Annotated in this window: 17 protein-coding genes; 12 read left to right on the top strand and 5 right to left on the bottom strand. The window is 54.4% G+C overall.

Features of this window, described 5'->3' with window-relative positions; all coding sequences use genetic code 11:
- Positions 1-42 precede the first annotated feature (42 nt).
- On the top strand, positions 43-783 hold the full coding sequence (locus ACO08I_RS18140) for a hypothetical protein (RefSeq protein WP_421946685.1): 741 nt from the start codon (positions 43-45) through the stop codon (positions 781-783).
- Positions 780-1,760 (top strand): S41 family peptidase, encoded by a 981-nt coding sequence (locus ACO08I_RS18135; RefSeq protein ID WP_421946684.1) that lies wholly within the window; start codon positions 780-782, stop codon positions 1,758-1,760. Before ACO08I_RS18140 ends, ACO08I_RS18135 begins: the two co-directional genes overlap by 4 nt.
- A 2-nt stretch (positions 1,761-1,762) precedes the next feature.
- Here ACO08I_RS18135 and ACO08I_RS18130 read toward each other — a convergent pair whose 3' ends face one another.
- A complete protein-coding gene (locus tag ACO08I_RS18130; protein WP_421946683.1) occupies positions 1,763-3,172 on the bottom strand; it encodes a DASH family cryptochrome in 1,410 nt (469 codons plus the stop codon).
- A 44-nt stretch (positions 3,173-3,216) separates the two neighbouring features.
- Complete coding sequence (locus tag ACO08I_RS18125) at positions 3,217-4,716, bottom strand: hypothetical protein (protein WP_421946682.1); 1,500 nt, start codon at positions 4,714-4,716, stop codon at positions 3,217-3,219.
- Between the two features lie 299 nt (positions 4,717-5,015).
- Here ACO08I_RS18125 and ACO08I_RS18120 point away from each other — a divergent pair, with 299 nt between their 5' ends.
- The 7 genes from ACO08I_RS18120 to ACO08I_RS18090 all read left to right on the top strand — a co-directional run bounded on the left by ACO08I_RS18120 (position 5,016) and on the right by ACO08I_RS18090 (position 16,347).
- The gene (locus ACO08I_RS18120; RefSeq protein ID WP_421946681.1) at positions 5,016-6,671 is read left to right on the top strand and encodes a hypothetical protein; all 1,656 of its coding nucleotides are present in this window, start codon (positions 5,016-5,018) and stop codon (positions 6,669-6,671) included.
- A gap of 4 nt (positions 6,672-6,675) precedes the next feature.
- Positions 6,676-7,920 (top strand): CHASE2 domain-containing protein, encoded by a 1,245-nt coding sequence (locus ACO08I_RS18115; protein WP_282784583.1) that lies wholly within the window; start codon positions 6,676-6,678, stop codon positions 7,918-7,920.
- Between the two features lie 77 nt (positions 7,921-7,997).
- Complete coding sequence (locus ACO08I_RS18110) at positions 7,998-8,957, top strand: hypothetical protein (protein WP_421946680.1); 960 nt, start codon at positions 7,998-8,000, stop codon at positions 8,955-8,957.
- A complete protein-coding gene (locus ACO08I_RS18105) occupies positions 8,954-10,591 on the top strand; it encodes a hypothetical protein (RefSeq protein WP_421946679.1) in 1,638 nt (545 codons plus the stop codon). The genes ACO08I_RS18110 and ACO08I_RS18105 overlap by 4 nt, the downstream gene beginning before the upstream one ends.
- 28 nt (positions 10,592-10,619) lie before the next feature.
- On the top strand, positions 10,620-11,564 hold the full coding sequence (locus tag ACO08I_RS18100; RefSeq protein ID WP_282784577.1) for a hypothetical protein: 945 nt from the start codon (positions 10,620-10,622) through the stop codon (positions 11,562-11,564).
- A 271-nt stretch (positions 11,565-11,835) separates the two neighbouring features.
- Positions 11,836-15,285: a caspase family protein gene (locus ACO08I_RS18095; protein WP_421946678.1), complete on the top strand. Its 3,450-nt coding sequence runs from the start codon at positions 11,836-11,838 to the stop codon at positions 15,283-15,285.
- A gap of 51 nt (positions 15,286-15,336) precedes the next feature.
- Complete coding sequence (locus ACO08I_RS18090; RefSeq protein ID WP_421946677.1) at positions 15,337-16,347, top strand: pirin family protein; 1,011 nt, start codon at positions 15,337-15,339, stop codon at positions 16,345-16,347.
- A 33-nt stretch (positions 16,348-16,380) separates the two neighbouring features.
- On the opposite strand, the gene ACO08I_RS18085 is transcribed toward ACO08I_RS18090, so the two are convergent.
- Positions 16,381-18,537, bottom strand: a complete 2,157-nt coding sequence (locus ACO08I_RS18085) for a caspase family protein (RefSeq protein WP_421946676.1) — start codon at positions 18,535-18,537, stop codon at positions 16,381-16,383.
- Between the two features lie 198 nt (positions 18,538-18,735).
- On the opposite strand from ACO08I_RS18085, the gene ACO08I_RS18080 reads away from it, so the two are divergent.
- Both ACO08I_RS18080 and ACO08I_RS18075 read left to right on the top strand, forming a co-directional pair.
- Entirely contained in the window at positions 18,736-19,302 is a 567-nt protein-coding gene (locus ACO08I_RS18080; RefSeq protein WP_421946675.1) for an RNA polymerase sigma factor, read from the top strand.
- Positions 19,303-19,306: 4 nt separating this feature from the next.
- Complete coding sequence (locus ACO08I_RS18075) at positions 19,307-20,149, top strand: anti-sigma factor family protein (RefSeq protein ID WP_421946674.1); 843 nt, start codon at positions 19,307-19,309, stop codon at positions 20,147-20,149.
- A 5-nt stretch (positions 20,150-20,154) separates the two neighbouring features.
- Here the strand turns inward: ACO08I_RS18075 and ACO08I_RS18070 are convergent, their stop codons facing one another.
- A complete protein-coding gene (locus tag ACO08I_RS18070; RefSeq protein ID WP_421946673.1) occupies positions 20,155-20,886 on the bottom strand; it encodes a porin family protein in 732 nt (243 codons plus the stop codon).
- A 226-nt stretch (positions 20,887-21,112) separates the two neighbouring features.
- Between ACO08I_RS18070 and ACO08I_RS18065 the strand changes: the two genes are divergently transcribed.
- The gene (locus ACO08I_RS18065) at positions 21,113-22,489 is read left to right on the top strand and encodes an RtcB family protein (protein WP_282776268.1); all 1,377 of its coding nucleotides are present in this window, start codon (positions 21,113-21,115) and stop codon (positions 22,487-22,489) included.
- Between the two features lie 32 nt (positions 22,490-22,521).
- Here the strand turns inward: ACO08I_RS18065 and ACO08I_RS18060 are convergent, their stop codons facing one another.
- Positions 22,522-23,133, bottom strand: a complete 612-nt coding sequence (locus ACO08I_RS18060) for a Uma2 family endonuclease (protein WP_160213712.1) — start codon at positions 23,131-23,133, stop codon at positions 22,522-22,524.
- Between the last annotated feature and the right edge of the window lie 204 nt (positions 23,134-23,337).

Below are 23,337 nucleotides of genomic sequence, written 5' to 3'. Positions count from 1 at the left end.
CTGCTCTTAATTTGAGGGCTAAAAATGCGGGTTTTATGCTTTTTGACCAGTTGGTTGTGGCCATTATGCCTGTCAGCGCAGATGTGGGGTGCACACCTGATGGCTGCTCATACGCAATGGAAGGACCCTCAGCTCACCCCTCTGATCCTATCAGGATACAGCATAGCCGGCGGGCTCAGCTACGCCCGGCACCCCCCCGATCATTACCAGCGGTTTCAGTTGCTCTATACCGCCTCAGCGCTGAGCAGTAGCAATAGCAGTACATTCACAGCGTCTTCCAATACGGCCCGCCACAACTACGGGCAGATGAACCACGTTGAACTTTGGGCAATAGGTCCGTCCGGCCCCCTGCAAACACTAGCCGGCATGATGGGGCACCTGACAGTCAGCTACCGGCAGCATCACTACATCGGCGGCATCACAGAGGATCAGTTTGAGGGTGCTCTGGGATTCGGGCCCGCGCTGGGGGCACACTGGCAGCCGCAGGGAGACTTAAGCTACCGGATAGTGCTGGGGACGCCCTTATGGCACTATGCCATTACCAAGCGGCACAGCCCAAGGTACTTTTCCAGAGATTGGATTTGGGACCACCGGAACCTGTACGGTCCAGCCCGCTTTGCCCTCCTGCATGCTGAAGCTGGCACCTCCTGGACAGTTAGCAAAAAAACCAGCCTCTCCCTTGATTATCAGGCTCAGCTCACCTCTGTACACATTGTCCAACCACAACGGTCTTTGCAGCACCGTTTGCTATTGGGCGTTCACCTAAAATGGGCGGAATTATGAGCAAAAAAACTTTCCTGATACTCCTTCCAGTCAGCGTTTGGGCAGGCTGCCTCAAGCCGGATATTGAAAGCAGCAGCACAGGGGTTTTTCAGTCCTTTTGGACCGAAATGGACCGGCACTATGCCTACTTTGACTATAAGGGAACCGACTGGGATGCCATTCACACCCAATACGCCCCACAAGCCGCGCAAGCAGATGAAGAAGCCCTGCGTGACCTGCTTTGCACCATCATTCAGGACCTGGAAGACGGCCATGTCAATCTCTACACTCCGGCAGGCATCTGTGGCTACCCCTTTTGGGAGCGTGGCCCCTCAGATCCGCCTGACCTGGAGCGAATCTCCCTGACAGCGGCGGTTGACTTTAGTACGGTGCTCTACGGTGGCTATCTGCAGCAGCAGCCGGAGCTCGGCTATATCTGGATTAAAAACTTCAGCAGTGAAATTGGTGAATATGCTGCAATCGGGGAGGCTCTGGATTACTTTTCCGGCTCCCGGGGCCTGATTATAGACCTTCGCGGCAATGGAGGCGGCTCCGACCGCAACAGCGAGCTCGTTGCCGGTCACTTCGCTACGAAAGAAACCCTCTACCGGCGATTTCGCTACCGCAATGGCCCCAATCACGATGACTTTACGCCCTGGATTGAAGACAATATTGCACCGCTTGGAAATACTTATACCAAACCGGTGCTGTTGCTAACCAACCGGAGCTGTTTCAGCAGCACAGAAGACTTTATTTTAGCAATGAAACGCTTTGACCATGTACAAACAGTAGGAGACACTACAGGCGGTGGCTCAGGCAATCCCATTTTCCGGGAACTGCCCAACGGCTGGATATACCGGTTTTCTCACTGGCAGATGCAAACGGCGGACGGGCGCTTTTTTGAAGGCATTGGACTGCCGCCGGACCATTATCAGCACTCCTCAGCAGAAGACAATACTGACCGGATACTGGAACGAAGCATAGAGCTGCTGAATTAAAATCAACTGACCCGCTTCACCGCCCACTCCAACTTGCCGGAAAGTGGCTCCGGTGCCGGATAGTCTGTTCCGATGCGTACTCCATATTTATTTTGTGTGGCCTCGTCCATCAAAAACGGGGCGTAGCAGTAAGGGGGCGGTACCTTTTCCAACTCAGGCAGCCAATGCCGCACAAATTCGCCTTTTTTATCGTATTTGCGGCTCTGCCAGATGGCGTTGGTAAAGCGCTGTTCAGTAGCCTGTACATTCCAGTTGAGCCAGTTGCTGCACACATCGTAGTCGATGAGCTGCACCTCAAACCAGGCGGCGCCCCAGGTCCAGTCAATACCATACTCCTGTGCCAAAAAGCTGGCATGATTGACCCGGCCACGGTTGCTCATAAAGCCGGTTTGGTTCAATTGCCGCATGTGGGCATCGAGGAAAGGGATACCGGTACGCCCCTCCTGCCACCGGCGGAACAACTCCTCGTCCTTCTTCCAGCTGTGCGCTCTTTCCTTAATCCCTCCCGGGAAAAACAAACGGTTGCCGTGCTTCATGCCCAGGTACTGGAAGAACTCCCGCCACTTCAATTCGAAGATCAGCCAGTAGGTGGATACATTTTTTTTGACCTCCCGCTCGTACTTTTTATTTTCCCAGTACACCCGGCGGGGCGAGAGGCAGCCGTAGGCAAGGTAGGGCGAGAACTTGGAGCTGTAATCGCTGCCCAGCGACTGATTGCGGGTCCATTTGTACCGGGTCAGCAACTGGCTGTCGAAAAAGTAATACTGCAGGCGCTCCAGTGCCGCCGTTTCTCCACCGGGATAGGCAGGCTGTCCGGCAGTGGCCTTAAAACCTACATCCTCCATGGACGGCACCGGTGCGTAAGTGTATTCCAATAACGGAAAAGTAACCGGCGTTGGCAGTAATGGCCGGACCTTACTCCCCTGCCTCAGGTGTTTGCGGAAGGTTTTGAATGTAGCGGCAGTGTCCTCCGGTGCAAAGGACACATCATCCGGATGGTATAACAAATGGCTCCACTCCCTTTCAAAATTACACCCCAATGGCGCCAGGGTATGTTGTACCGCTTGCTCGTCCTGTTGTTCCTCCCACGTGATGTCCCGCTGTGCATACACGGTTTGAACGCCATGTGCCCGGACCAGCTTAGGAATAACCTCCTCCGGCTGCCCAATGACGATATGCAAATCGCCACCAATCCCCTTCAGGCGCTTCTTCAGGTCCGTCAGGCTTTGGAGCAAAAAAGCCAGCCGGTGGGCACCCGTTTTCCGGAAGCCCAGCGGCAGCTCCCGGAACCAGCGCGGGTCCAGGCAGAAGACCGGCAGCAGCGTATCGCTTTCCGCTAAAGCACGGTGCAGGACGGGGTTATCATGCAGGCGTAAGTCTTTTCGGAACCACAGCAGGCCGGGCTTAGACATAGAATGAAGTGTTTTCTTGCCCAACAGGCTGGCTCCCCCAAGGTTTAATTGCCCATGATGTTGAAGGAAATGCCCAGGAAAAAGCCCAACTCGTAAATCGACTTAGTGGGCAGTATCGTTGCATCGTACACATCGCCAGGTTGATACCCTTGTGCGAGGCGCTCTACCTTCCCGCCGGTAAGGCCAGTGGTGAAGACCACCCGCTGCCCCTGCCCAAGGATCAGGCTGGGGCCGAAAAAGTAAGTTTGCAGCCCCGCGTTATCTCCTCCGACCCCAATACCAAGGCCAAAGGTCCCCCCGACGGAAACCTGCCGCCGGCTCTGCGGGTAGAAATGGAAAAAACTGGAAATAATCGGCAAAAAGGCATCCTGGTCATCTGCAACGATAAAGGAGTCCCGAACGCTATACGACTGTGGCCGGTCAAAGAAGCGGACGAAACTTACACCTACACTCGCATTGACCTTTAGCCCGCCGTAGGTATTCAGCTTGATAGGGTTCAGCTGCTTAGGCCTTACGCCCTGCTGCAGGGCAGAATCTACCGGATTGAGCCGGATGCGGAAGGTGGTCAGGTCAGCATCCGGGCTAAAGACGAACTTCTGTTCGAAACGGTGCTCCTGCATTTCTTCATAGAGATAACCCAGTTCGGTCAGTTCCCTGAGCTGAAGGCTCTCCAGCCCAGTGAGTTGTTCCCGGACCGACTGGGCTTTTTCCTCGTACCCTGCCACACGGAGGGCAGCAGATTCATAGGCTACCGCCAGTGCGAGGCGGTCGGTATCGGGCAGGTCAGGAGCTTCGAAGAGGACACTGCGGGAAGCCTCCAGTTTTTCCAGTTCCATCTGAAGCTGCCCCACTTCCTGCTCGTAGTCTTCAACCGTCTTTTGAATGGCACTGGACTGATCGGTGCGACGAACCACTTCCCCGATATTCAAAGGCTCATCCCGGCGGACACCCAGCACGGGCTTGAGGTAGTCCATGGAAAGGGCTTTGATCTTTTTAGGCGATAGTCCGGGATGCTGCCGGAGCTGTCGTACCTCGTCCAGTGCTATCTGTTGAAAAGCCTGGCTCTGCAACTCTTTGTTCAGATAGCCATTAAGCTCCTGAATCTCGCTTTCGATATCCTCCATCGCCTGCAGGTGGCTGGCAAACCGCCTGGCCATAGCTTTAGTAGCGGTAGACACATTCGCCTGGTCCACCATCCCACTGCCCTGATCAGCGATGCGGGTACTGTCTAATCCAAAACCCGTGCCCCCCATCCCTCCGGTCAGGCTTCTAAACTGTGCCAGTGCAGAACCGCTGCTGCCGCCGCCAAATAAAGGGCTGCCTGAGGCGGGCACATTGAAGTCCTCTGCTTCGGTTTCCAGTTCCAGGTCATAAATATAATCGTTGTAATTAAGCACATGCAGTATGACCTGCTGCCCTTTTTTGACGGCTGGCTGTGCTACAGCTTTCCCGTCAATCTGATAGTAAACCGTATCCTCAAATACGTCGTAAAAAATATGCAGGTCCTGGGCGTAAAGCCAGGCTGTGTTCAGTAACATCAACATAGCTAAACAATACTTAGGTGCGTTCATCGGTAGGTAGATTAAAGGTGGAGAAAAAGGGCTGTGGGCCGCTCATTAGGACCCCGCGGCAGGAAATGAATTCCTAAATATAGTGATTTGGTAAGATGGAGATAGGTTACCCTGGCCAAAAACTTTCTATTGAAAGGTAACCAAAAGACAGGCATTCAAATCAACCCAGGGAAAGGAACCTGGCTTTCCCCGTTGTATTAATTCAAGATTTCCTATTTTGTGAAGGTGACCCATGTTTGCAAGCCTTAAATACCATCTAAATCCAACCCGCCATGAAAGCCCCTAGTTTGATCCTTATTGTTTGCCTGGTCTTTGCGCTCAATCTTACAGGGCAGCCCCGTAACGCTTTTAGCTACATCAGTAAGCCTGACCAACTGGAGCAAGAAATGGAAGCACTGGTGGGCCCGAAGTATGAGAAAGCCCTGGCCATATACAACCGGCTTGTGGAGGCCAAAGGCGACCGGCGATTTCCGGTCCCGGCTTTCGCTATGACAAAGGCCGCAAATAATGCTGCGTTTTTGGTTTACGGCGGCACACAGATTGGGCTGGAAGAAAAAGCCTACGATATCTGCATGTCACTGGGGGAGCAGGAAGGTGAAGCGGCTATCGCCGGGCTGCTCGGGCATGAACTAGTCCACTTTTACGAGAAGCACCAGTGGCGGTCAGGTTTTGCGAAAGCCTATCAGGAGCTGGAAATCGGAAGGACACTGCAAGGCATGGTGGACCATGATAAAATCAATAACGAAACGCAAGCCGACTATCTTGGAGGATTCCTGGCGTACTCCGCCGGCTATCCCGTTTTTGACAACCGGGCCGCCCTCCTGGATAAAATATATAAGACCTACCCTTTCCCGGAAGTCGATACTACTGGCGCTTATCCCAGCCTGAACGACCGTAAGGCGCTGGCCCAAAAGTCAGAAGAAAAGCTCAAAGACCTGGTCCTGGTCTTCGAAGTGGGGAATTTGCTCGCCGCAATCGGCCAGTACGATGATGCCCGGGTATTTTTCAAACACATTCTGATCGACTACCAGGGCAGGGAGATCTATAACAACCTTGGAGTAATTACCGTACTGGAGGCGCTGGAATACTTCCCGGAATCCGAACGTAAGTACCGCTTGCCCCTGGAACTGGATATGACCTTTGGAGCAGGCAGCAAAGACGGTTTTGGAGACAAGGAAGAACGGCGGGCCAAGCTGTTGCGCGAGGCCATTTCCTACTTCAATAATGCCATTAGCATGGACCCGGACTATGCCCCGGCTTACCTGAATAAGGCCTGTGCCTACTACATGCTGGAAGACAACGACCGGGCTGCTTTTTACGCTGGCGTGGAAGCAAAGCGCAACCCGGGGCAATTCCCCAAAACCAAAACGGATGCTCAGGTATTGATGGCTATGCTGACCGCCCGAGGGGGCGACCTGGAAGCCGCCATTCAGCAACTGGAACAGCTGGAAACGCCCTCGGCTGTAGCCCTTTACAACCTGAACCAAATGAAGCAAACCCCAATTCCGGCGGGCCGCAAACCCGATGGGCCGGATGCCTATGATATCGACAGCGTGAAACCCTATGACCTAACCAACTTTGACCGGCAGTACCGGCGGGAGCGTAAGGAAATTGAGCTGTTTGAAGCCCTCGACTTCAGAATTTGGACCCCCGAACAGGTCGACGGCCTTAGCGCTTCAACCGTTTATATGGTGAAGTCGCCTAACAATCCCAGCCTCTATCTGCAACTGACCGACGCCGGGCATCCCGGAGAGCTTTACGACGGCTTCAAAGCCGGCACCCCCCGCTCCGAGCTAACGGATCTTTACGGAGAACCTAAAACCTCAATTGAGCTGCCCACCGGAGAAATCATGGTTTACAAGGAAGTACTACTTTTGCTGGGCCAAAAAGGACAGCTCAGCCGCTGGGCTAATTACCGATTCAAATAAACCTATGCTCAACCGCATTATTCAGCCACACAGCATCATCATTACGGTGCTGATTTTTCTGTTTATCTGGTTTCTCAACCTGATACGGCTGAATATGCACTACATCGACCCTTTCAACAACGGGCTCAAAAACTACGAGATTACGGACATCGTCTATGCCTACCTGAGCGACTCCTCCCGGCAACAGCCACTCCGGACCCAGGATTTACTGCTCGTGGACATTGGCAAGCCGGACCGCGGGCGTATTGCACTGCTGATTGACCGGTTAAGGGAAGCCGGTGCGGCTGCTATTGGGGTAGATGTACTGTTTAAAGCGTCGACTGTCTCTCCTGCAGACTCTTTTTTGCAGACGGTCATTCAACGGACGCCCAACCTCGTCCTCGCCTGCGAAGTCGATCAGGTCAACGCAAAGGCGACGAAGTTTGAGCAGTGGAAAGGCGTGGACACCGCTTTTGCCAACTACAGCACCCTCGGCTACGTCAACTTCCCGGCGAATCAGACGCGGGTCATCCGTCATTTTAGCCCGCAGGAGCTGGTGGGGGCAGATACGCTGCCTGCCTTTGCGACCGCGCTTTTGCAAATTTATGCGCCCGGGAAAGCCGCAAAATTGCTCGAACGGAACAAACCAGTAGAGCGTATCCACTACACTGGTACTCAGTATGCCTTCCCGAGGCAGGAACAGGACCGGCTTTTGGACAGCATGAGCCTTGAGGAGGTCCGCTCGGTTGTCCATGGCAAAATAGTGCTCCTGGGCTACCTGCCTGCTCCCTACGAGGGCGACCTGCTGAAAGACCGGCACTACACTCCTCTCAATCAATCTTACACCAACCGGGCCATACCCGACATGTACGGCCTTGCCATACACGCGAATGTGCTCAATATGGCACTGGAAGAACAATTCATCCGTGAGCTCCCCAACTGGCTCAACGTCATTCTACTCGCCATTTTCGGATACCTGAATGTGTTGTTAATCCACTGGGTGTATGATGATTTCAATGAAGTATTCCATGGCATCACGCGGGCTCTGCAGCTTGTTGAGTTTATTCTTCTGTTTTTTCTAATTGCCCTGCTTTTTCATTTTTTCCGGATAAAACTCGATTTTGGGGTGGGCATACTGGCCCTTTTGCTAGCCTACGACCTCATCATGATCTACGAAAGCCTCATCCGGCGGCGTCTGCCCTGGCTCGACCGGATTCCGGAGGCGATTCCACTACGGCCTACACCTGCTGCTATTGAGGAAGAAGAATAATCCTTGTGCGATTTCTGTATATTGGAAGGTAACCCTTTGAAGGCTGATCAAATTGACTAATAAAGCCTGAGCATACTATGAGAAACAAATGGCTATTTCTGATTTTACTGACTTGCTGCGTGGCAGGCCTTACTGCTCAGCAGGATCTTTTTATTGTTTTGGACGTCAGTTCGGGCAATGGCCTGACCTACAGTCAGGAAGGCGGTAATGAACGGCGGGTATTTGCCGGCACAACGGTCAAAGCTCCAGGGCGGCTGCGGCTGCTACAGGGCGTGAGTGCCGTTATCGTTTTTGAAGACACCCGGACAACGCTAAAAGGCCCGGCCATGTATGACCTTGAACAGCTGGGCGCTGATATCCGCAGCCAAAATAGTTCTACTTTCCTGAGCCGGTTCTGGTCTTTTATCAGTAATGCCATTAAAGATACCGATACGCCACAGCAGGTGGAACAGTCCCATCGCCGCTACCTGACCAACGCCCGGGCGGGTGTCAGTGGATTCGGCAGTTCGTCCTACGGCATTGAAGCGCCGCACTACCTGACCGGTCTGCTGACGCAACCAGAGGTGACGTTCCGCTGGGACTCCGTTGCCCACCCGAATGGTTATCGTTTTGAGCTGCGGCAGGAGGGGGCTGCAGAGCCCATTCTTGCTGCCACGCTGTCCGATGAACAATTTACCACAGACCTCCGGCAACTCCGCTTTGAGGGCAATGCGCCTGCCTATTGGCAAGTAAGCGCCCTACAGGCTGACAGCAGTTGGCTGCAGTCGGCTCCCTTTCCCATTCTTTATGATGAGGCAGCCTTGCAAAACTTCGATACTCAGCTGGAAGCCGACGGCGATTTCCAAAGCCTGTCTGAACCCGTGCAGCCTGTTTACCGGCTTTATGAGCTGGAGGAAGCCGGGCTTCTCCAGGCCGCTTACCACACCTACGCTACACAACTCCAATCGGATGCCCCCTCTGCAGTGGACCGGCAACTTTTCATCAGTTTTCTCCTGCGCATGAATGCGTTAGAAGAAGCCCAAACCCTAATGAAATGAGCAGGCTCCTCCTGATACTATGGCTGGCGCTGCCTGTCGCATTAGGGGCACAGGACAGCCTGTTCGCCTTTGTCGACAATCCCTTCTCGCGCCGGTTCGCCCCTGTGCCGGTAGACGGTTACAAGCTGGAAGTGGCGCAGCGTATTTTCGATGACCTGGTGAAGGCCCGGGGCAGCTTCAGAATGCCCGTTCCCGAGCTTGTCATGAATACCGGGCGCCGCTACATGGCCTGGATGCACCCCGGGAAGCGGCAGATTGGGCTGGAGGAGCAAGCTTATGACATTTGCGTCAGCCTGGGTAAAGACTCCCTGAATGCGCTGGCGGCTATGCTTTCGCATGAAATCATCCACTACTACGAAAACCACGACTGGAAACGCAACTTCATCAATCAGAATGACGGGCTGGAAGCAGCTGAACAGCTGGAAAAACTTTCTGACGGGCTTAAGTACGAGACGCAGGCCGATTATTTTGGCGGCGTATTAGCGATTTCTGCCGGCTACAATACCTACAGTACGCTTGCTCCACTGTTGGAAAAAGCCTACGCGACCTACGGGCTGCCTGACGAAATCCAAGGCTACCCCAGCCTGAGCGAACGCCTGAAGCTTAGCGAGAACACCGCAAGGCGGCTGGAAAAACTCTTTCAGGTCTATCAGACCGCCAATTACCTGAGCCTGATAGAAGGATATACCGATGCACTGGAATATTACCAGTACATCCTCGGCGAGTATCAGGGCTTTGAGCTGTACAACAACGCCGGAGCTACCGCACTGCTGGCGGCACTCGACCTCACCCCGAAAAATGAAATGCCTTACGTTTTGCCCATTGAGCTGGACCTGGAAAGCCGGCTTGGGCAGATTACCACCCGATTGCCCAAAGACGCTGCTGCCCGCCGGGCACAGTTGCTGGAGCAGGGGCAGCAACTATTCAAAAACGCTTTGCTGCTCAATGAATCTGAACCCTCTGCCCACCTTAACCTGGCTAATCTCCATGTGCTCAGGGGAGAATGGCTGGATGCTGAATACCGGGCCCGGAAGGCGTTGGCGCTTGCAGAAAAGGCAAGCAATGCCCCCGCTGCGGCTAAAGCGCAAGTCACTTTGGGCGTAGCGGCTATCCTTCAGCAAGACACCACTGCCGCTTTGGCCTACTTCCAATCGGCGCAACCAGCAGTGATGAACCTGGCAAAGATCAATCTATCTGTCCTGCAAGGAGGGGCAGAATTGATTGCCCCGCAAAATTATAACGTAAAAGGGGTGGAAGAAATCGATGGCGTTTTCCCGGAAGACTTCCTCGTTGCCCCTTCCTTCACCGCCACCGTAAATCTGCCCGGCAAAATATACTGTGGCTATAAGCATATGCCCACTTCCAATATTTTTCAACACTATGTGGACAACGGCAGCAACCGCTTTGCCTGGTTCCACCGGACCAGTCCCGACTATAAAGGGAACACTCTTGCAGGGCTTTCAGCCGGTGCCACCGCAGCTGAAATCCGTACAGCCTATGGCGCGCCCGACCGGATACTATCCATGCCCAACGGGCAATGCCTGGCGTACGATCAACGTCAACTTCTACTCCTTACCGATGATGCCGGACAGCTTCGCAGCTGGATCGTCTTTCGGTCAGGACTAACAGAATAAATCTTCATCTACCTAAAACCTTATCCACATGAGATGGCTAACCTTATTGTTTTTTGCCTGCACTTCCTTGATGCTGAATGCGCAGGACAGCCCGGTTGTTTATTCCGTTGATGGCCCCGCCCGGTACTCGCCGGCAAGCAAAGGCTGGTTCAACTTTTCTCCAATTAAAACGGGCATGCCGCTCAGTAAGGAGGGCCGCCTGAAGCTCAAGGCAGGCACTTCTGTCAGCCTGCTTTACGATGAGCAATTTGCCACGATCAACACCAGGGGCAAACATGACATCGCTACCCTGCTCACGGATTATGACCAGTTTCAGGAAAGCCCCTACGCCGAGCTGTTGCAGGACAGGGTGGAAGAAGCCAGCGACCCTTTCTTTTTTTACCTCGATGACGAGCCGGGGCTGGCCGCCAGTACCAAGCCAACCAAGCCCAAGTACGAAAGTAAAGAGGGCGATGGCCATGGCGATGCCGATGCTGCCCTGCTCCCCATTACGACCAATGGCGGCAAGGTGGCTGGTGAAAGCTTCTTCGTTTCCTGGGCACCGGGAGCCGATGTGAAAGCGCCTGATCAATATACTTTCCGCCTTACCGACGATCAGGGGCAGGTTTTACTGGAAGAGACTACAGCTGAAAGCAACCTCACTGTGAATGCAGCAGATGCCGGGCTCAAAACCGGTGAATTTTACCGATGGAAGGCCACAGCCTCCAACGATGCATCTGTGGGCACGCCATTGATTACCTTTCAGTATGTGGATAAAACAGAACTCGACAGTGCCCTTTCAGACCTCAGGTCAACGCCTGCCTATTCCACGGCTGAGCCCGCAGCAAAATTGTTACTGGAAGCGGTAACGATGGAAGACAATGGCTTTCAGGAACGTGCGGGTCTGCGCTTCCGTAAGGCCATGGGGCAATACCCCGACCACGATCTCGCAAGAGCGCTGTACAAGGCCTTCCTGTGGCGGCAGGGGTTATAAAAACCACCTGTATTTCTTGTACCAGGGTAGTTTGTAACAGACTGCCCTGTACTTACATCAATCGGCATTTACTATAAAGTAACTGTACCTTGACCTGGCCATGACCGGCAATGGCCTATACAGTTGACACTACAACGGGCTGGCAATACCGCGTTCAAGCTAAATTATTTATCCGTCGCTGAGGTTAGAGAATACCTTTGCAGGCCCGAACTGCCGACAACCTCAAACAACTCGGCCCCAACGTGGTAAGAGCTACTCAAAAAATAACCTGATGCAGAAAATACTGTTTTTCCTGTTCCTCTTCCTCCCCCTCGGCGCCATCGCCCAGCCCGTAGAGCTGGGCCTGCCCACAGGGCATACCGGAACTGTTTACAACCTCCGTTTTTCACAGGATGGCACCCTGCTGTTCTCTGCCGGAGAAGATGCCAGCCTGATGCTTTGGGATGTGGCAACCGGTAAACTGCTGAAGTCCTCTGTGAAAGCCGGGGGCGCTGTAATGCCTGGGGCCATCGCTTCCCCAAACCTGCAGTACGTTCAGTATAATAAAGGCTGGCAGGACTACCGCCCGCTGTTCTTTAGCTTCCGGAACCCGGAAAACCGGGGGATGAACCTCCGGGATGACCCTTTCCAAAGCTTCTCTGCCGATGGGCAATGGGGCATGAAGCAGTCCGGCGGCTTAGCCCGGCTTGACAACCCTGCCGATAGCCTGCCCGCTCCTGATTTTAAGCCCGATGGCTTTACACCGGATGGGCGCTATTTTTACAAAATCAGGGAAGGGCAGATTCAATTTTGGGATGCGGTTACTCAGGACCCAATGCAGTTTCAAAGCCTAAATGGGCTCTCGCCATACGCAAAGTTTTGGGCGTATGGTAAAATACTGGGTGATGAGGTAGAGTACCCCATTCAGTACAACTTTTGGTCGACCGAAACCGGCACGTTCCTCTATCGCCTGGAAGTACCCGAAGGCTATCAGCTACGGGACATCGCCCCGGACGGCAGCTTTGTAATTCTGGTGGATGAGCAGGGGCAGTTCCGGAAGTACGACCCTGTAGAGCAGGTATTCATGCTTACTTACACTACCGGCTCCCCAACTACCAATGAAACGATGATGCTAGAACCGCCCGCTGCACGGCTTTCCCCTGATGGGCAAATGCTGGCATGCAGCGGACTCGATGGCACGCTTTATCTGCTCGATGCCAATACCGGGCAAAGGATTCGAACCCTGCGTGCTCACCATCTCATCCCCGCTGATTTGGCTTATAGTGAGAATGGCGAAAAGCTCAGCTTTACTTCAGCATCAGGCTTGGTACATACCTGGGACCTGGAGGCTTGCCGCAAGGAAACTCCGGAGGCGCCCACCAATATCTACAACAGCATCTCCCTGTCAGAAGGAGCCTTCCGGGAACAAACCCTCACCCAACAAGGCATTAAAGCGACTACGGCAGACGGACAAACCGGAGTGCGCTTCGAGCGTAGCGACAGAGATTACACCCCCGTACTGGTGAATCTGCAAAACATGGAGCCCATCCGCTCATTAGCACCGGCCAATTTAGGGCATCATTCGGTAAGAAAGGCCATCTTCTCCAATGATGGCAGACGGTTACTCCTCATCCCCACCACTGAACTGCAAGAGGGGACAACTTGCTACGTTTGGGATGTGCCTTCGGGTAAAATCCTGCACCGCTTCCCGGATCCGGAAGATAGTTATGCCCTTTCTGGTGCATTTTCCTCCGAAGGGAACCAACTGTTACTAGGCACCTGGAACCGTGCCGTCCACCTTTATAACCTTACCAACGGGCAGCTTTTGCATACCTTCAGGGGGCACCGGGGAAAGGTACAAGCCCTCGCCTTTGCACCGAATGGCAATTATTTTGCCAGTGGTGCGGAAGACGGACAAGTCAAAATCTGGAGCATCCCTGAGCGTAAGGAAATCGCCACCCTCATACTTATTGACAAAGACGACTGGATTGTACTTAGCCCGCAAGGGCTGTTCGATGCCTCCCAAAATGCCATGCGCCTGCTTTACTACCTGGTTGAAACCGGCCAGCGCACCGAAATCATAGAACTGGAACAACTGAAAGCCCGCTACTACGAGCCGGGGCTGCTTCAAAAATTACTGGGTTACCTGCCTGAGCCCGTCCGTTCTGTGGAAGGATTGGCTCGTGTAGCCTTGTACCCGGCGCTCCAGGCCGGCATTCAGGGCGATCAGTTAAAGGTGGCACTCGAAGCCCGGTCCGGTGGAATCGGCAGAGTGTCCATTCAGGTCAATGGAAAGGAAGTGGCTTACGATGCTGACCCTGATCGCAAACCCCGGTTTTCCTTTGACTTGCGCCCGGTGCATCCCTACCTGCTGCGACATCCGGACAGTACCAACCGTATCAGCATTCAGGCGTATAATGCCGAAGGATGGCTGAAGAGCCGCCCGCTTCACCTCAATTACGAACCGGTCAGCCGGACCAGAGGAAATACCGGCAACAGCAGCAGCTCCTGGACCGGAGAACTCGACCCCAAAATGTACGTCGTGACAGTAGGCACCTCCGACTACAATGGGGAAGCCCTGGACCTGAAGTACGCCACGCAGGATGCGATAGCTATGGCCCGCTCCCTCGCACTCGTCGGCGCTAACCTTTTTGCCAATGGCGATAGCATAGAAGTACACTGCCTGACCACCGCCCCGGCCAACCAAACCGGGCTCGAAGGCACCAACATCTCCTGGCAATACGCCAGCAAAGCGAATATCCAAAGGACCTTGCAAAGCATACAGCAAAAAGCCAAAGCCGAGGACGTGCTACTCGTTTACCTCTCCGGCCACGGGCTGGCTTTCGGCAATGGCGACCGGGAACAGTTCTACTACCTCACCCACGATGTAGCGAATACCGATATGATCATGGATGCAGAAGTCCGCGATCAGTACACCATCCCGAGCAGCGAGCTTACCGAATGGATTAACGACATCCCCGCCCTCAAACAAGTGCTCGTTATTGATGCCTGCAACTCCGGGCAGGCCGTGGAAGACCTCAGCAGCGGCACCCGCAACCTCAACGCCAGTCAAATCCGGGCATTGGACCGCATGAAAGACCGCACCGGCATGTTCATCCTCTCCGGCAGCGCTGCCGATAAAGTTAGCTTTGAAGCCAGTGAATACGGGCAGGGGTTGCTCACCTATGCACTACTGCAAGGCATACAGGGACTGGCCACTACCCGAACTGCCGATGGGGAATACGTGGACGTGATGACGCTCTTTCAGCATGCCCGGGACGAAGTGCCCCGCCTCGCCGCCTCCATCATGGGTGTACAGACGCCCACCCTGGGCTTCCCGGCTGATGCCAGCAGCTTTGATATCGGGATTGTCAAATACGAGCAGCCACTACCCATCGGACAAAAGAAACCGGTACTGATCCGCACCACCTTCCTCAATGAAGCTACCCTGACGGACGACCTGCAACTGATGCAGCAGCTGGAAAAAACCTTCCGGCGGGAAAATGAAAAAGCAGCCAGTGCCGATTACCTGTTTATTGATGCCAGTGATTATCCGGGGGCGTATGCGCTGCGGGGGCTGTACACTCAGGTTGATGGAGAGATCCGCTTTTCCAAAATCCTCCTCTTCAAGGGGCAGTTCACCTCTTTCCCTTTGGATATCGCTCCCGACAGTGATCCGGGCCGCATAGTGAGGGAAATAGAGCGGGCCGTCAAAAAGATCATCAAGCGGCAGTCCCGGTAAACAAAAATGAGGCTTGAGCTATTTTAATGTTAGAACATTAAAACAACAATTATGAGTACGCAAAATACCTCTATCAAAATGGTCCGGGCGCTGGGCTTCCCCTGGGCCACACAGGACCCCTTCATTTTCTGTGCTTACCACAATGATCGCTATCCAAAGGGCAATGCCCAGTTGGGCCCTGATGCCTCCCTGGGCGGCCGTGCCATCGGGCAGGACTTCGACCCTTCCAACGACTGGCGGATGTACCACGGGAAGACCGTACCTGGCTTTCCGCACCACCCCCACAGCGGTTTTGAAACGGTGACCATCGGTAAGAAAGGACTGATTGACCATGCTGATTCTCTGGGTGCTGCCGGCCGCTTCGGCAATGGGGACGTACAGTGGATGACCGCCGGCAAAGGCGTACAGCATTCCGAGATGTTCCCCCTCCTGCGTGACGATGCGGAAAACCCGCTGGAGCTGTTTCAAATCTGGCTCAACCTGCCCCAAAAAAGTAAGCGGGTGGAGCCGCACTTTAAGATGCTTTGGGCAGATACCGTACCGGTTTATGAAGCAGATGGCGTGAAAGTCGACATCATCGCCGGCGAACTAGAAGGGCACAAGGCACCGGCTCCAGCCCCGGATTCCTGGGCAGCCGACCCTGCCAATGAGGTAGCCATCTGGACCATTAAACTGTCAGCAGGCAAGACCTTTACCCTCCCAGCGGCCAGTGCCGGGCTCAACCGTTCGCTCTACTTTTACCAAGGTGCTACGGTATATGCAGATGGGCAGGAAATCCCTGCACAGAAGATTCTCGACCTGCACAGTGATCAGTCCACGACTTTGAAAGCCGGCGCAGAAGACGCCTACTTCCTGTTTCTGCAGGGCAAGCCGATCAACGAGCCGGTCGTACAGCATGGCCCCTTCGTAGCCAATGACCGGGAAGGCATCATCCAGATCATGCAGGAATACCAGGCTACAGAATTCGGTGGCTGGCCCTGGCCCCGCCCTGATCAGGTGCATGAGCGGTCGCGTGGGCGCTTCGCTAAGCATGTGGATGGAAGGGTGGAAGAGAAGGCATAGCATTGGCTCGCAGAGTAGTTTCCTGGATTTTTTCTAATCCCGGTCAGGAAAATACTGGTCCAGTAGCGCCCGGTATCCCGCAGCACTCCGCAACGGCGCCAGCTGATCGAGCCCCTCTAATTCCTCCAAAGAGACTTCCAAACGGGCGAGCAGCGCTTCCAGTGTTGCCAGCCCGTTTGCATTTTGCCCCAGTTGTACCTGACAGGCAGCCAGCTCCAGGTAGTGAGCCGCTTCCTCCGGTGCATGTTGCAGGCGCTGTTCCAAAAAGGGCAGGGCTTCCTCATAACGCCCCAGCTCGAAGTAAATATAAGCCAGGTAGTCATTGCTGTAATTGGAGCCGCCATCCAGCTCGTACATGCGCACCGCACTGGGCAAAGCAGCCTCCAACTGATCACTGTATAGATAAAGGTAAGCCATCATATCGTACCCCTTGAAAGCCTCCGGCTCCAACTGCTGATAGCGGCGCAACAGGCGCAAGGCTTCCTCATGCCGATTCTCCTCATCGGCATACAGATTGGCAAGGGAGAAAACCGGTGCAGCATAGCTTTCATCCCGCTCCATGGCAGCAGTATACATTTGGATCGCCTCCGCCCGGCGTTCCGTGGATTCATACAGCACGCCCAGGTTGTAATAGGCGAGTGCCAAACTGCTATCCTGAGCGATGGCCTGCTTGTACAGCTCCTCTGCCGCACCAAACTGCTTTTGGCGCTTGTAAGTGTAAGCAAGATTGGTAAGCGCCAGCCCCCAGGTCGGCGACAGGGCATTGGCCCGCTGAAAGGCGTTGAGTTCCTCGGCGGGGCGGTCGAGACGGCGGAAGAGCAATCCCAGTTCATTGTAAATGTGGGGGGCTACCGGGGTCAGTGCCAGGGCTTTTTGCTGTAAAACAAGCGCCTCTTCAAGTTTTGGCTTTGGCAAACCATTAGCCTCCGCTTCCAGCCTGAGGTTCACGCCCCGAAAGTAGTGCTCCCGGGCTTTGATTTCCCGGAAGAAGAAACTGCTTTCGCCTACCAGCTCGGCAGCTTTGGCCAGATAATCGGGGTAGACACTGTAGACCTCCTCATTTTCCCAGCGCTCCGCGACGACCTCCATAGGTGTAGTGATATAGGCATTGATGGCGGCCTGCGCATCATCCTGCAAAGCGCTGGACAAGCTGACTGTCATCAGGCGCTGTACGGCTTCGGTACCGGGCATCTGCCTTATTTTTTGGTAGACCTGGTAGGCAGAGCCCTCCTCCGGGTACAGTAAATGGTCATTCGCCAGGGCCTGCTCAAAGCGGGCCAGGTCGGGCAGATAGCTGGTGTCCTGGGCGAGGGCTGGAGCTGGTTCTCTGGATTGCGGCTCCGGGCGTACCCGGCTGATCTTCATATTGCCCGTTCCGCCGCGCCGGATCGGCAGCTGTTGCTGATTGGACGCCATGAGCACTTCGTCCTGCACATAGCGCTCCAGTTCGAAGAGGTCAACGAAGCGGTTCTCATCTGCATCGGCCTGACCGCGCAAACCTTTGACCAGATAGTAGGAGAAAACACCGCGCCCGCCGCCCCACTTTTTATCTTCGAGCGAGGTTTGGTGCGCCTCGCAGGACAGGAGCTTTACCGTATTGGAAAACAACTCTGCCAAGGCTGCTGTCGTCGCTTGCGTGCCCCCGTAAGAACTGCCCGCCAAAGTACCCGACCGGCACGCATCGCTGATGAGGATGACCTGGACATTTTTTTCCTGTATCAACTGCTGAAAAAAGGCATCAAGGGTATTAATCATGCACGCGCCGCCGGAAGCATAAGTGGTAGGGGGCGCATCGTGGAAAAGGAGGTAGCCCATACGTTTGTCCGAGGTCACCTCCACGTCCCCATGGCCGGAGAAATAGAGGATAAAACGATCGTTGCGCTCGCATTGCCCGCTTAGCCTGGTAAATTCGCTGATGAAATTACCGTAGGTGGCCTGCTCGTTGGTCAGCAGGACCAGGTTTTCCTCCTCCACCTTCCAGGGGCTTTCATGGGTGAGAAATTCGGCGAAAGCCTCCGCATCCCGGTCAGCGTACTGTAGCTGTGGTATGCGGTGGTCCCGGTAGTCAGATACCCCGACCACCAGGGCCTTGATACTGTTGAAAGGCCGAATGGGCTTGATCTGTGCCCTACCATTGGTGTGCACCAGGAACGTCATCAGAAAAGCGAGCAGGTAAAACTTTGTGGTCATGGTTTCAGGTTGCTTCGGTCACAAAAGATACGTCAAGTATGCCTTAAAATGAAAAATGACGCTGGAAAGCGACAGGTCACTTGCCGGAAACAGCAATTTAAGGTCTCCATTCCTTTACTCCCTTGATTTAAGCAAAGCCCAAAGGGTTACCCTAGTTGCTAAAAAAAACTGTAGTTTCGTAGGTATAAGACCAAAACTATGCGCCCAGCCGACGAGCACTATATCAATGCCATCCGCAACAACGACCGGAAGGGGCTGCAGCAGCTCTACCAGGAGTTCCTGCCGCGTATCTCCGCTTTCATCCGCAAAAACGGGGGGAGGGACGCGGATGCCAAGGATGTTTTTCAGGATGCCCTCATCGTAATCTTCAAAAAAGTACAGGAGGCAGATTTTCAGCTGACGAGCGGGTTCTACACCCTGCTGTATGGCATTTGCCGTAACCTATGGGGCAACCGCCTCCAAAAAAAGTCGGGCAATGAGGTATCCATCCCGGAGGATTACAAATACACTGGAGAAGCAGGTCTGAGCCAACTGCTGGAGCAGCAGGAAGAAGAACAACTCTTCTGGGATGCCTTCCGGCAACTCGGCCAGGACTGCCAGCAGTTGCTGCAATGGTTTTTCGCCAAAGTGAAAATGGCAGAAATTGCAGAGCGCATGGAATACAGCAGTGTCGGCTACGCCAAAAAACGCAAGTTCCAATGCAAAGAGCAGCTCATCCAACGGGTAAAGGCCGATGCCCGGTATTCCGAACTCATGAATAATTAACGCCATGCAGGAACAATACGAACGAATAGAAGCCTACCTCGACGGCACCCTGCCGGAGCCGGAGCGCAAAGCCTTTGAGGCCGAGCTGGAGCGGGATAAAACCCTGGCGGCAGAAGTCGAGCTCCACCGCCGCGTGCACCGCACCCTGAGCAATGCTGATGAATGGGCCTTTCGCCAAAACCTGGAAGCCATTAGCGAGGCTTATGAAGCACCTGCCGAAAATGGAAAGCCGGGGAACCGCAGCGCGCTGCGCCTACTCCTGGGCATTCTTATCCTCATCATCGTAGCGAGCCTCCTCTACTACTTCTTTATGCCGGCCCCGGATGCAGCGCCTGCTGAACCACCTGCGATCGAACAGCCGGCTCCTTCGCCTACCGCACCGGAGGAAGTACCCGAAGAGAAAGCTGTTGAAGAAACCACTACTCCTACAGCACCGGAGGATACGCCAATAGCCAATACCCCCCCCGATCAGCCCAATCCGGCACTGGAAGCACTCGTAGCCTCCTCCCCACTGAACGCTACCTACGAACTCGCCGTTGAAGCCCGTTTCTCCAATCAAAATTTCACGCTGGAAGGCGAAATGCTGAGCGCCCAATACGAAGAGGGGCAGTCCATGACCCTTACCCTCTTCGACAACCAGCCCAATAACTATCCGGATGCCCCCCTGCATACCGGGGAAATCCAGGTGATGGAAATCGACGAGGACGCACCCATCGCCTTCGCGGCTAAGAAAGTCTACTTCCTGTCTTATGAGGTAGCGCTGGACTTGCCAGCTGGCTTGTACTACTACGTTGTCCGTGTGGACGGAGAGGCGGAAGCGCTTTGGGTCGGGAAGGTCGAGCAGTAGAACATTTACCACCACATGCCCACGGAAAACACCAACGTCCGGCTGCGCAGCTGCGCTTCCTCACCGTCATTCCCTTTCTCCGTCCGCCAGTCCGTAAAATCGCGGAGGTAACGGGCATCGAAGACCCACTCGTGCTGACCGATGGATCGGGAAAGCGACAGTCCGGCCACCAGGCTCCAATCCTGCGGCTCAAATTCGCCCCTGAGCAGCATCGAAGCTTGCTCTTCAAAGGGTATCCCATCTGCAGCCAACAGGAAGATCTGGTCCTGATCAGGGAGGTACATTTGATCACCCTCCAGGCGATGGGAGAGGATGCGCCCGTAGCTGAACCCGGCGAAGAGCCCAGGTTTCCAAGGTCCATCAATGAGCGCGTAATGCAGCAGGACTGGCAATTCAATGGTAGCTACCTTATAGTCTGTTTCAAAGTCCTCAAAAACGGGCTGCGTACCGGTATTCGGCAGCAGGAAGCGCTCCTGTATCCGCCCGCCCTTTTGCAGGTACTGGGCTTCCGTTATCAGGGACAGGCGGTTAGAAAGTGGAATTTTCAGCATCAATGCGGCATTCAAGCCCGGCAATAGAGCCGTGGAAGATTCCGAAGTGCTGTGCAACTGATGGTACAGGGTATTGTTTTCCACCGTACTGAGCGACAAGCCCGCGCGGGCGCCCCACTGCAATTGCCCGATAGTAGGAGCCGTAGTGATCATCAGCGCAAAAAGAAAGGTTATCATTCGTTTCATTAGAGTCAATTTTGGGGCGAGTTGCACTGATTTTAACCCGTAATCAATAGGGCTGGAAAAATTTCGTCGAAAAAAGTCGGCCAGTGGAGAAGCGTTTGATGATGTAGTGGGAACGATTTCCCAGCCTTTCACGGTTGAAAGCCACGAAACAAGCCAAAAAAATCATGACTACGCAAAATGGTTGCGCACTTGCTATTCGACTTTGTATCAATCAAACCTGGCAACCATGAAAATTACCGGACAAACATTAATCGACTTGGGCTATAAGCCCGGCCGCTGGTTTGGCGATGCTCTGCAGCATGCCAACCGGCACCAACTGCAGGGCGATGACCTCAAAGCTTACCTCGATAGCGTAGCGCAGTGGACGATTGATCCCCGTGAGGCACCGCTTGCCTACCACAAAAATATCGAAGCAGAAACAGAGGACGAGATCAGTAATGTGGAAGCCGTATTCCGCAGTATGGACGAGCTGATGAAAACGCCTACGGTCGTTGCCGGAGCAGTTATGCCCGATGCCTGCCCGACCGGTGGGAAGGGGCGTATCCCCGTTGGTGGCGTAGCGGTGACCGAAAATGCCATCCACCCCGCTATGCATAGCGCGGATATTTGCTGCTCCGTCATGATGACTTCCTTTGGGCATGTTGACCCTAAGAAAGTCCTGGACACGGCCCACAGCATCACCCACTTTGGGGGCGGAGGGCGTACCTCAGGTGGCTTTGAGCTCCCTTCCGAACTTACTGATCAGATGCAAGGCAACTTCTTCCTGCGGGACGATAAAAGTCAGATGGTCACGCAATCCCACCTGGGCACACAGGGCGATGGGAACCACTTTTTGTTCGTCGGGCAATCGGAGCAGACCGGGGAGACCATCATGGTGACCCACCACGGGAGCCGCGGGCTGGGGGCGCATTTGTATAAAAAAGGCATGGCACTGGCGGAAAGCTACCGCCGGGAGCTGTCGCCAAAAACCCTTCCGGGCAATGCCTGGATTCCCTACGAGGAGGAGCATGGCAAGCACTATTGGGAAGCCCTGCAGCTCGTGCGGCAGTGGACGAAGCTCAACCATGAGGTGCTGCACGAGACCACCTGCCGGCGGCTGAAGGTGGACCACACCCTGCGCTTCTGGAACGAGCACAACTTTGTCTTTAAGGAAGGCAGCCGCTTCTACCACGCCAAGGGTGCGACCCCACTGACCGACGCATTTGTGCCGGACTCCCACGAGGGGCTGCGGCTTATCCCGCTTAACATGAGCGAGCCGGTATTGATCGTCAAAGGCGAAGCCACCGCTGGTAACCTCGGCTTTGCCCCTCATGGTGCAGGGCGGAATGTGAGCCGTTCGCAGCACATCCGCAATCAGGGCGGGCGCAGCATGGAGGCGATCTTTGCGGAAGAAACGGCCGGGCTGGATGTCCGCTTTTTCTCGGGCAATATTGATATCTCTGAGCTTCCTTCGGCTTACAAAAATGCGGATGCCGTACAGCGGCAGATGAAGCAATTTGGGCTGGGGGAAGTGGTCGACCGGGTCATTCCCTACGGTTGTATTATGGCGGGGGACTGGCAGAAGGATGCGCCGTGGCGGAAGAAGCGTAGGAAGAAAAAATGATCGATGGCGGGCATTTACTGCCGGCCATTGGGTTATACTTTTAACTCATCAAGCGGGAGCGCAAATCCGGGCAACAGGGATTCCCCGGTCAGGCTTTGGCCTGAAAAGCCCTGAACGTATTCTGGTTCAGCCTGGTCTTGCCGGTAAATGAAGGCTTCTTCCTGGTAAGGGTTGATGAGCCAACCCAGGCGGACACCGGCCGGCATCCAGATATCCGCCATTTTTTGCCGGAGTTTTGACATTAAATCCGTGCCGGAGCGGATTTCTATAACAAAGTCAGGAATAACAGACAGGTAGGCTTCTTCATCTGTCACTTCCTTTAGCCGCTCCTCGCTAATCCACCCGCAGTCCGGGCTTCTGAGGCTGCCATCAGGCATCTGAATGCCTGTGGAGGCGCTAAAGGTTTGCCCTTTTCGGTGCTGCAGCCACCATTGCCCTAAATAAATCATTGGGATGGACTCCCTTTTCCCTGAACCAAATTTTACCGGAGCCATAATCTGAATAGAGCCATCTGCTTCCTGTTCCATGCGGAGATCAGGATAACGTGCGGATAACTGCTCAAAGCCGTCGCGGGAGAAAGGGCGCTCTAAATGCAAAGGCCCCAGCTCTGCCAGCTCTTGTAACACTTCGTTTGTTGTTCGCACCGCAGAAGCCATGTTTTTTTATTTAAAGATAAGCATTTTAGCGGAAACTTACCCCTCCAGCCAACGCCGCAGCTCGGGCGTCCGGCTGGCACTGGAGACCAGCGCTTTTTCCCCACCCTTCATGTGCACTGCCAGGCGCAATTCTTGCCGAAGGACTCCAGACGCAGCAGGTGGGAAAGCGATGTAATTTGACTTCGGTTGAGG

It is taken from the genome of Phaeodactylibacter xiamenensis (assembly GCF_965229835.1).
Classification (GTDB): domain Bacteria; phylum Bacteroidota; class Bacteroidia; order Chitinophagales; family Saprospiraceae; genus Phaeodactylibacter; species Phaeodactylibacter xiamenensis.
This window is presented reverse-complemented; position numbering and strand designations above follow the sequence as displayed.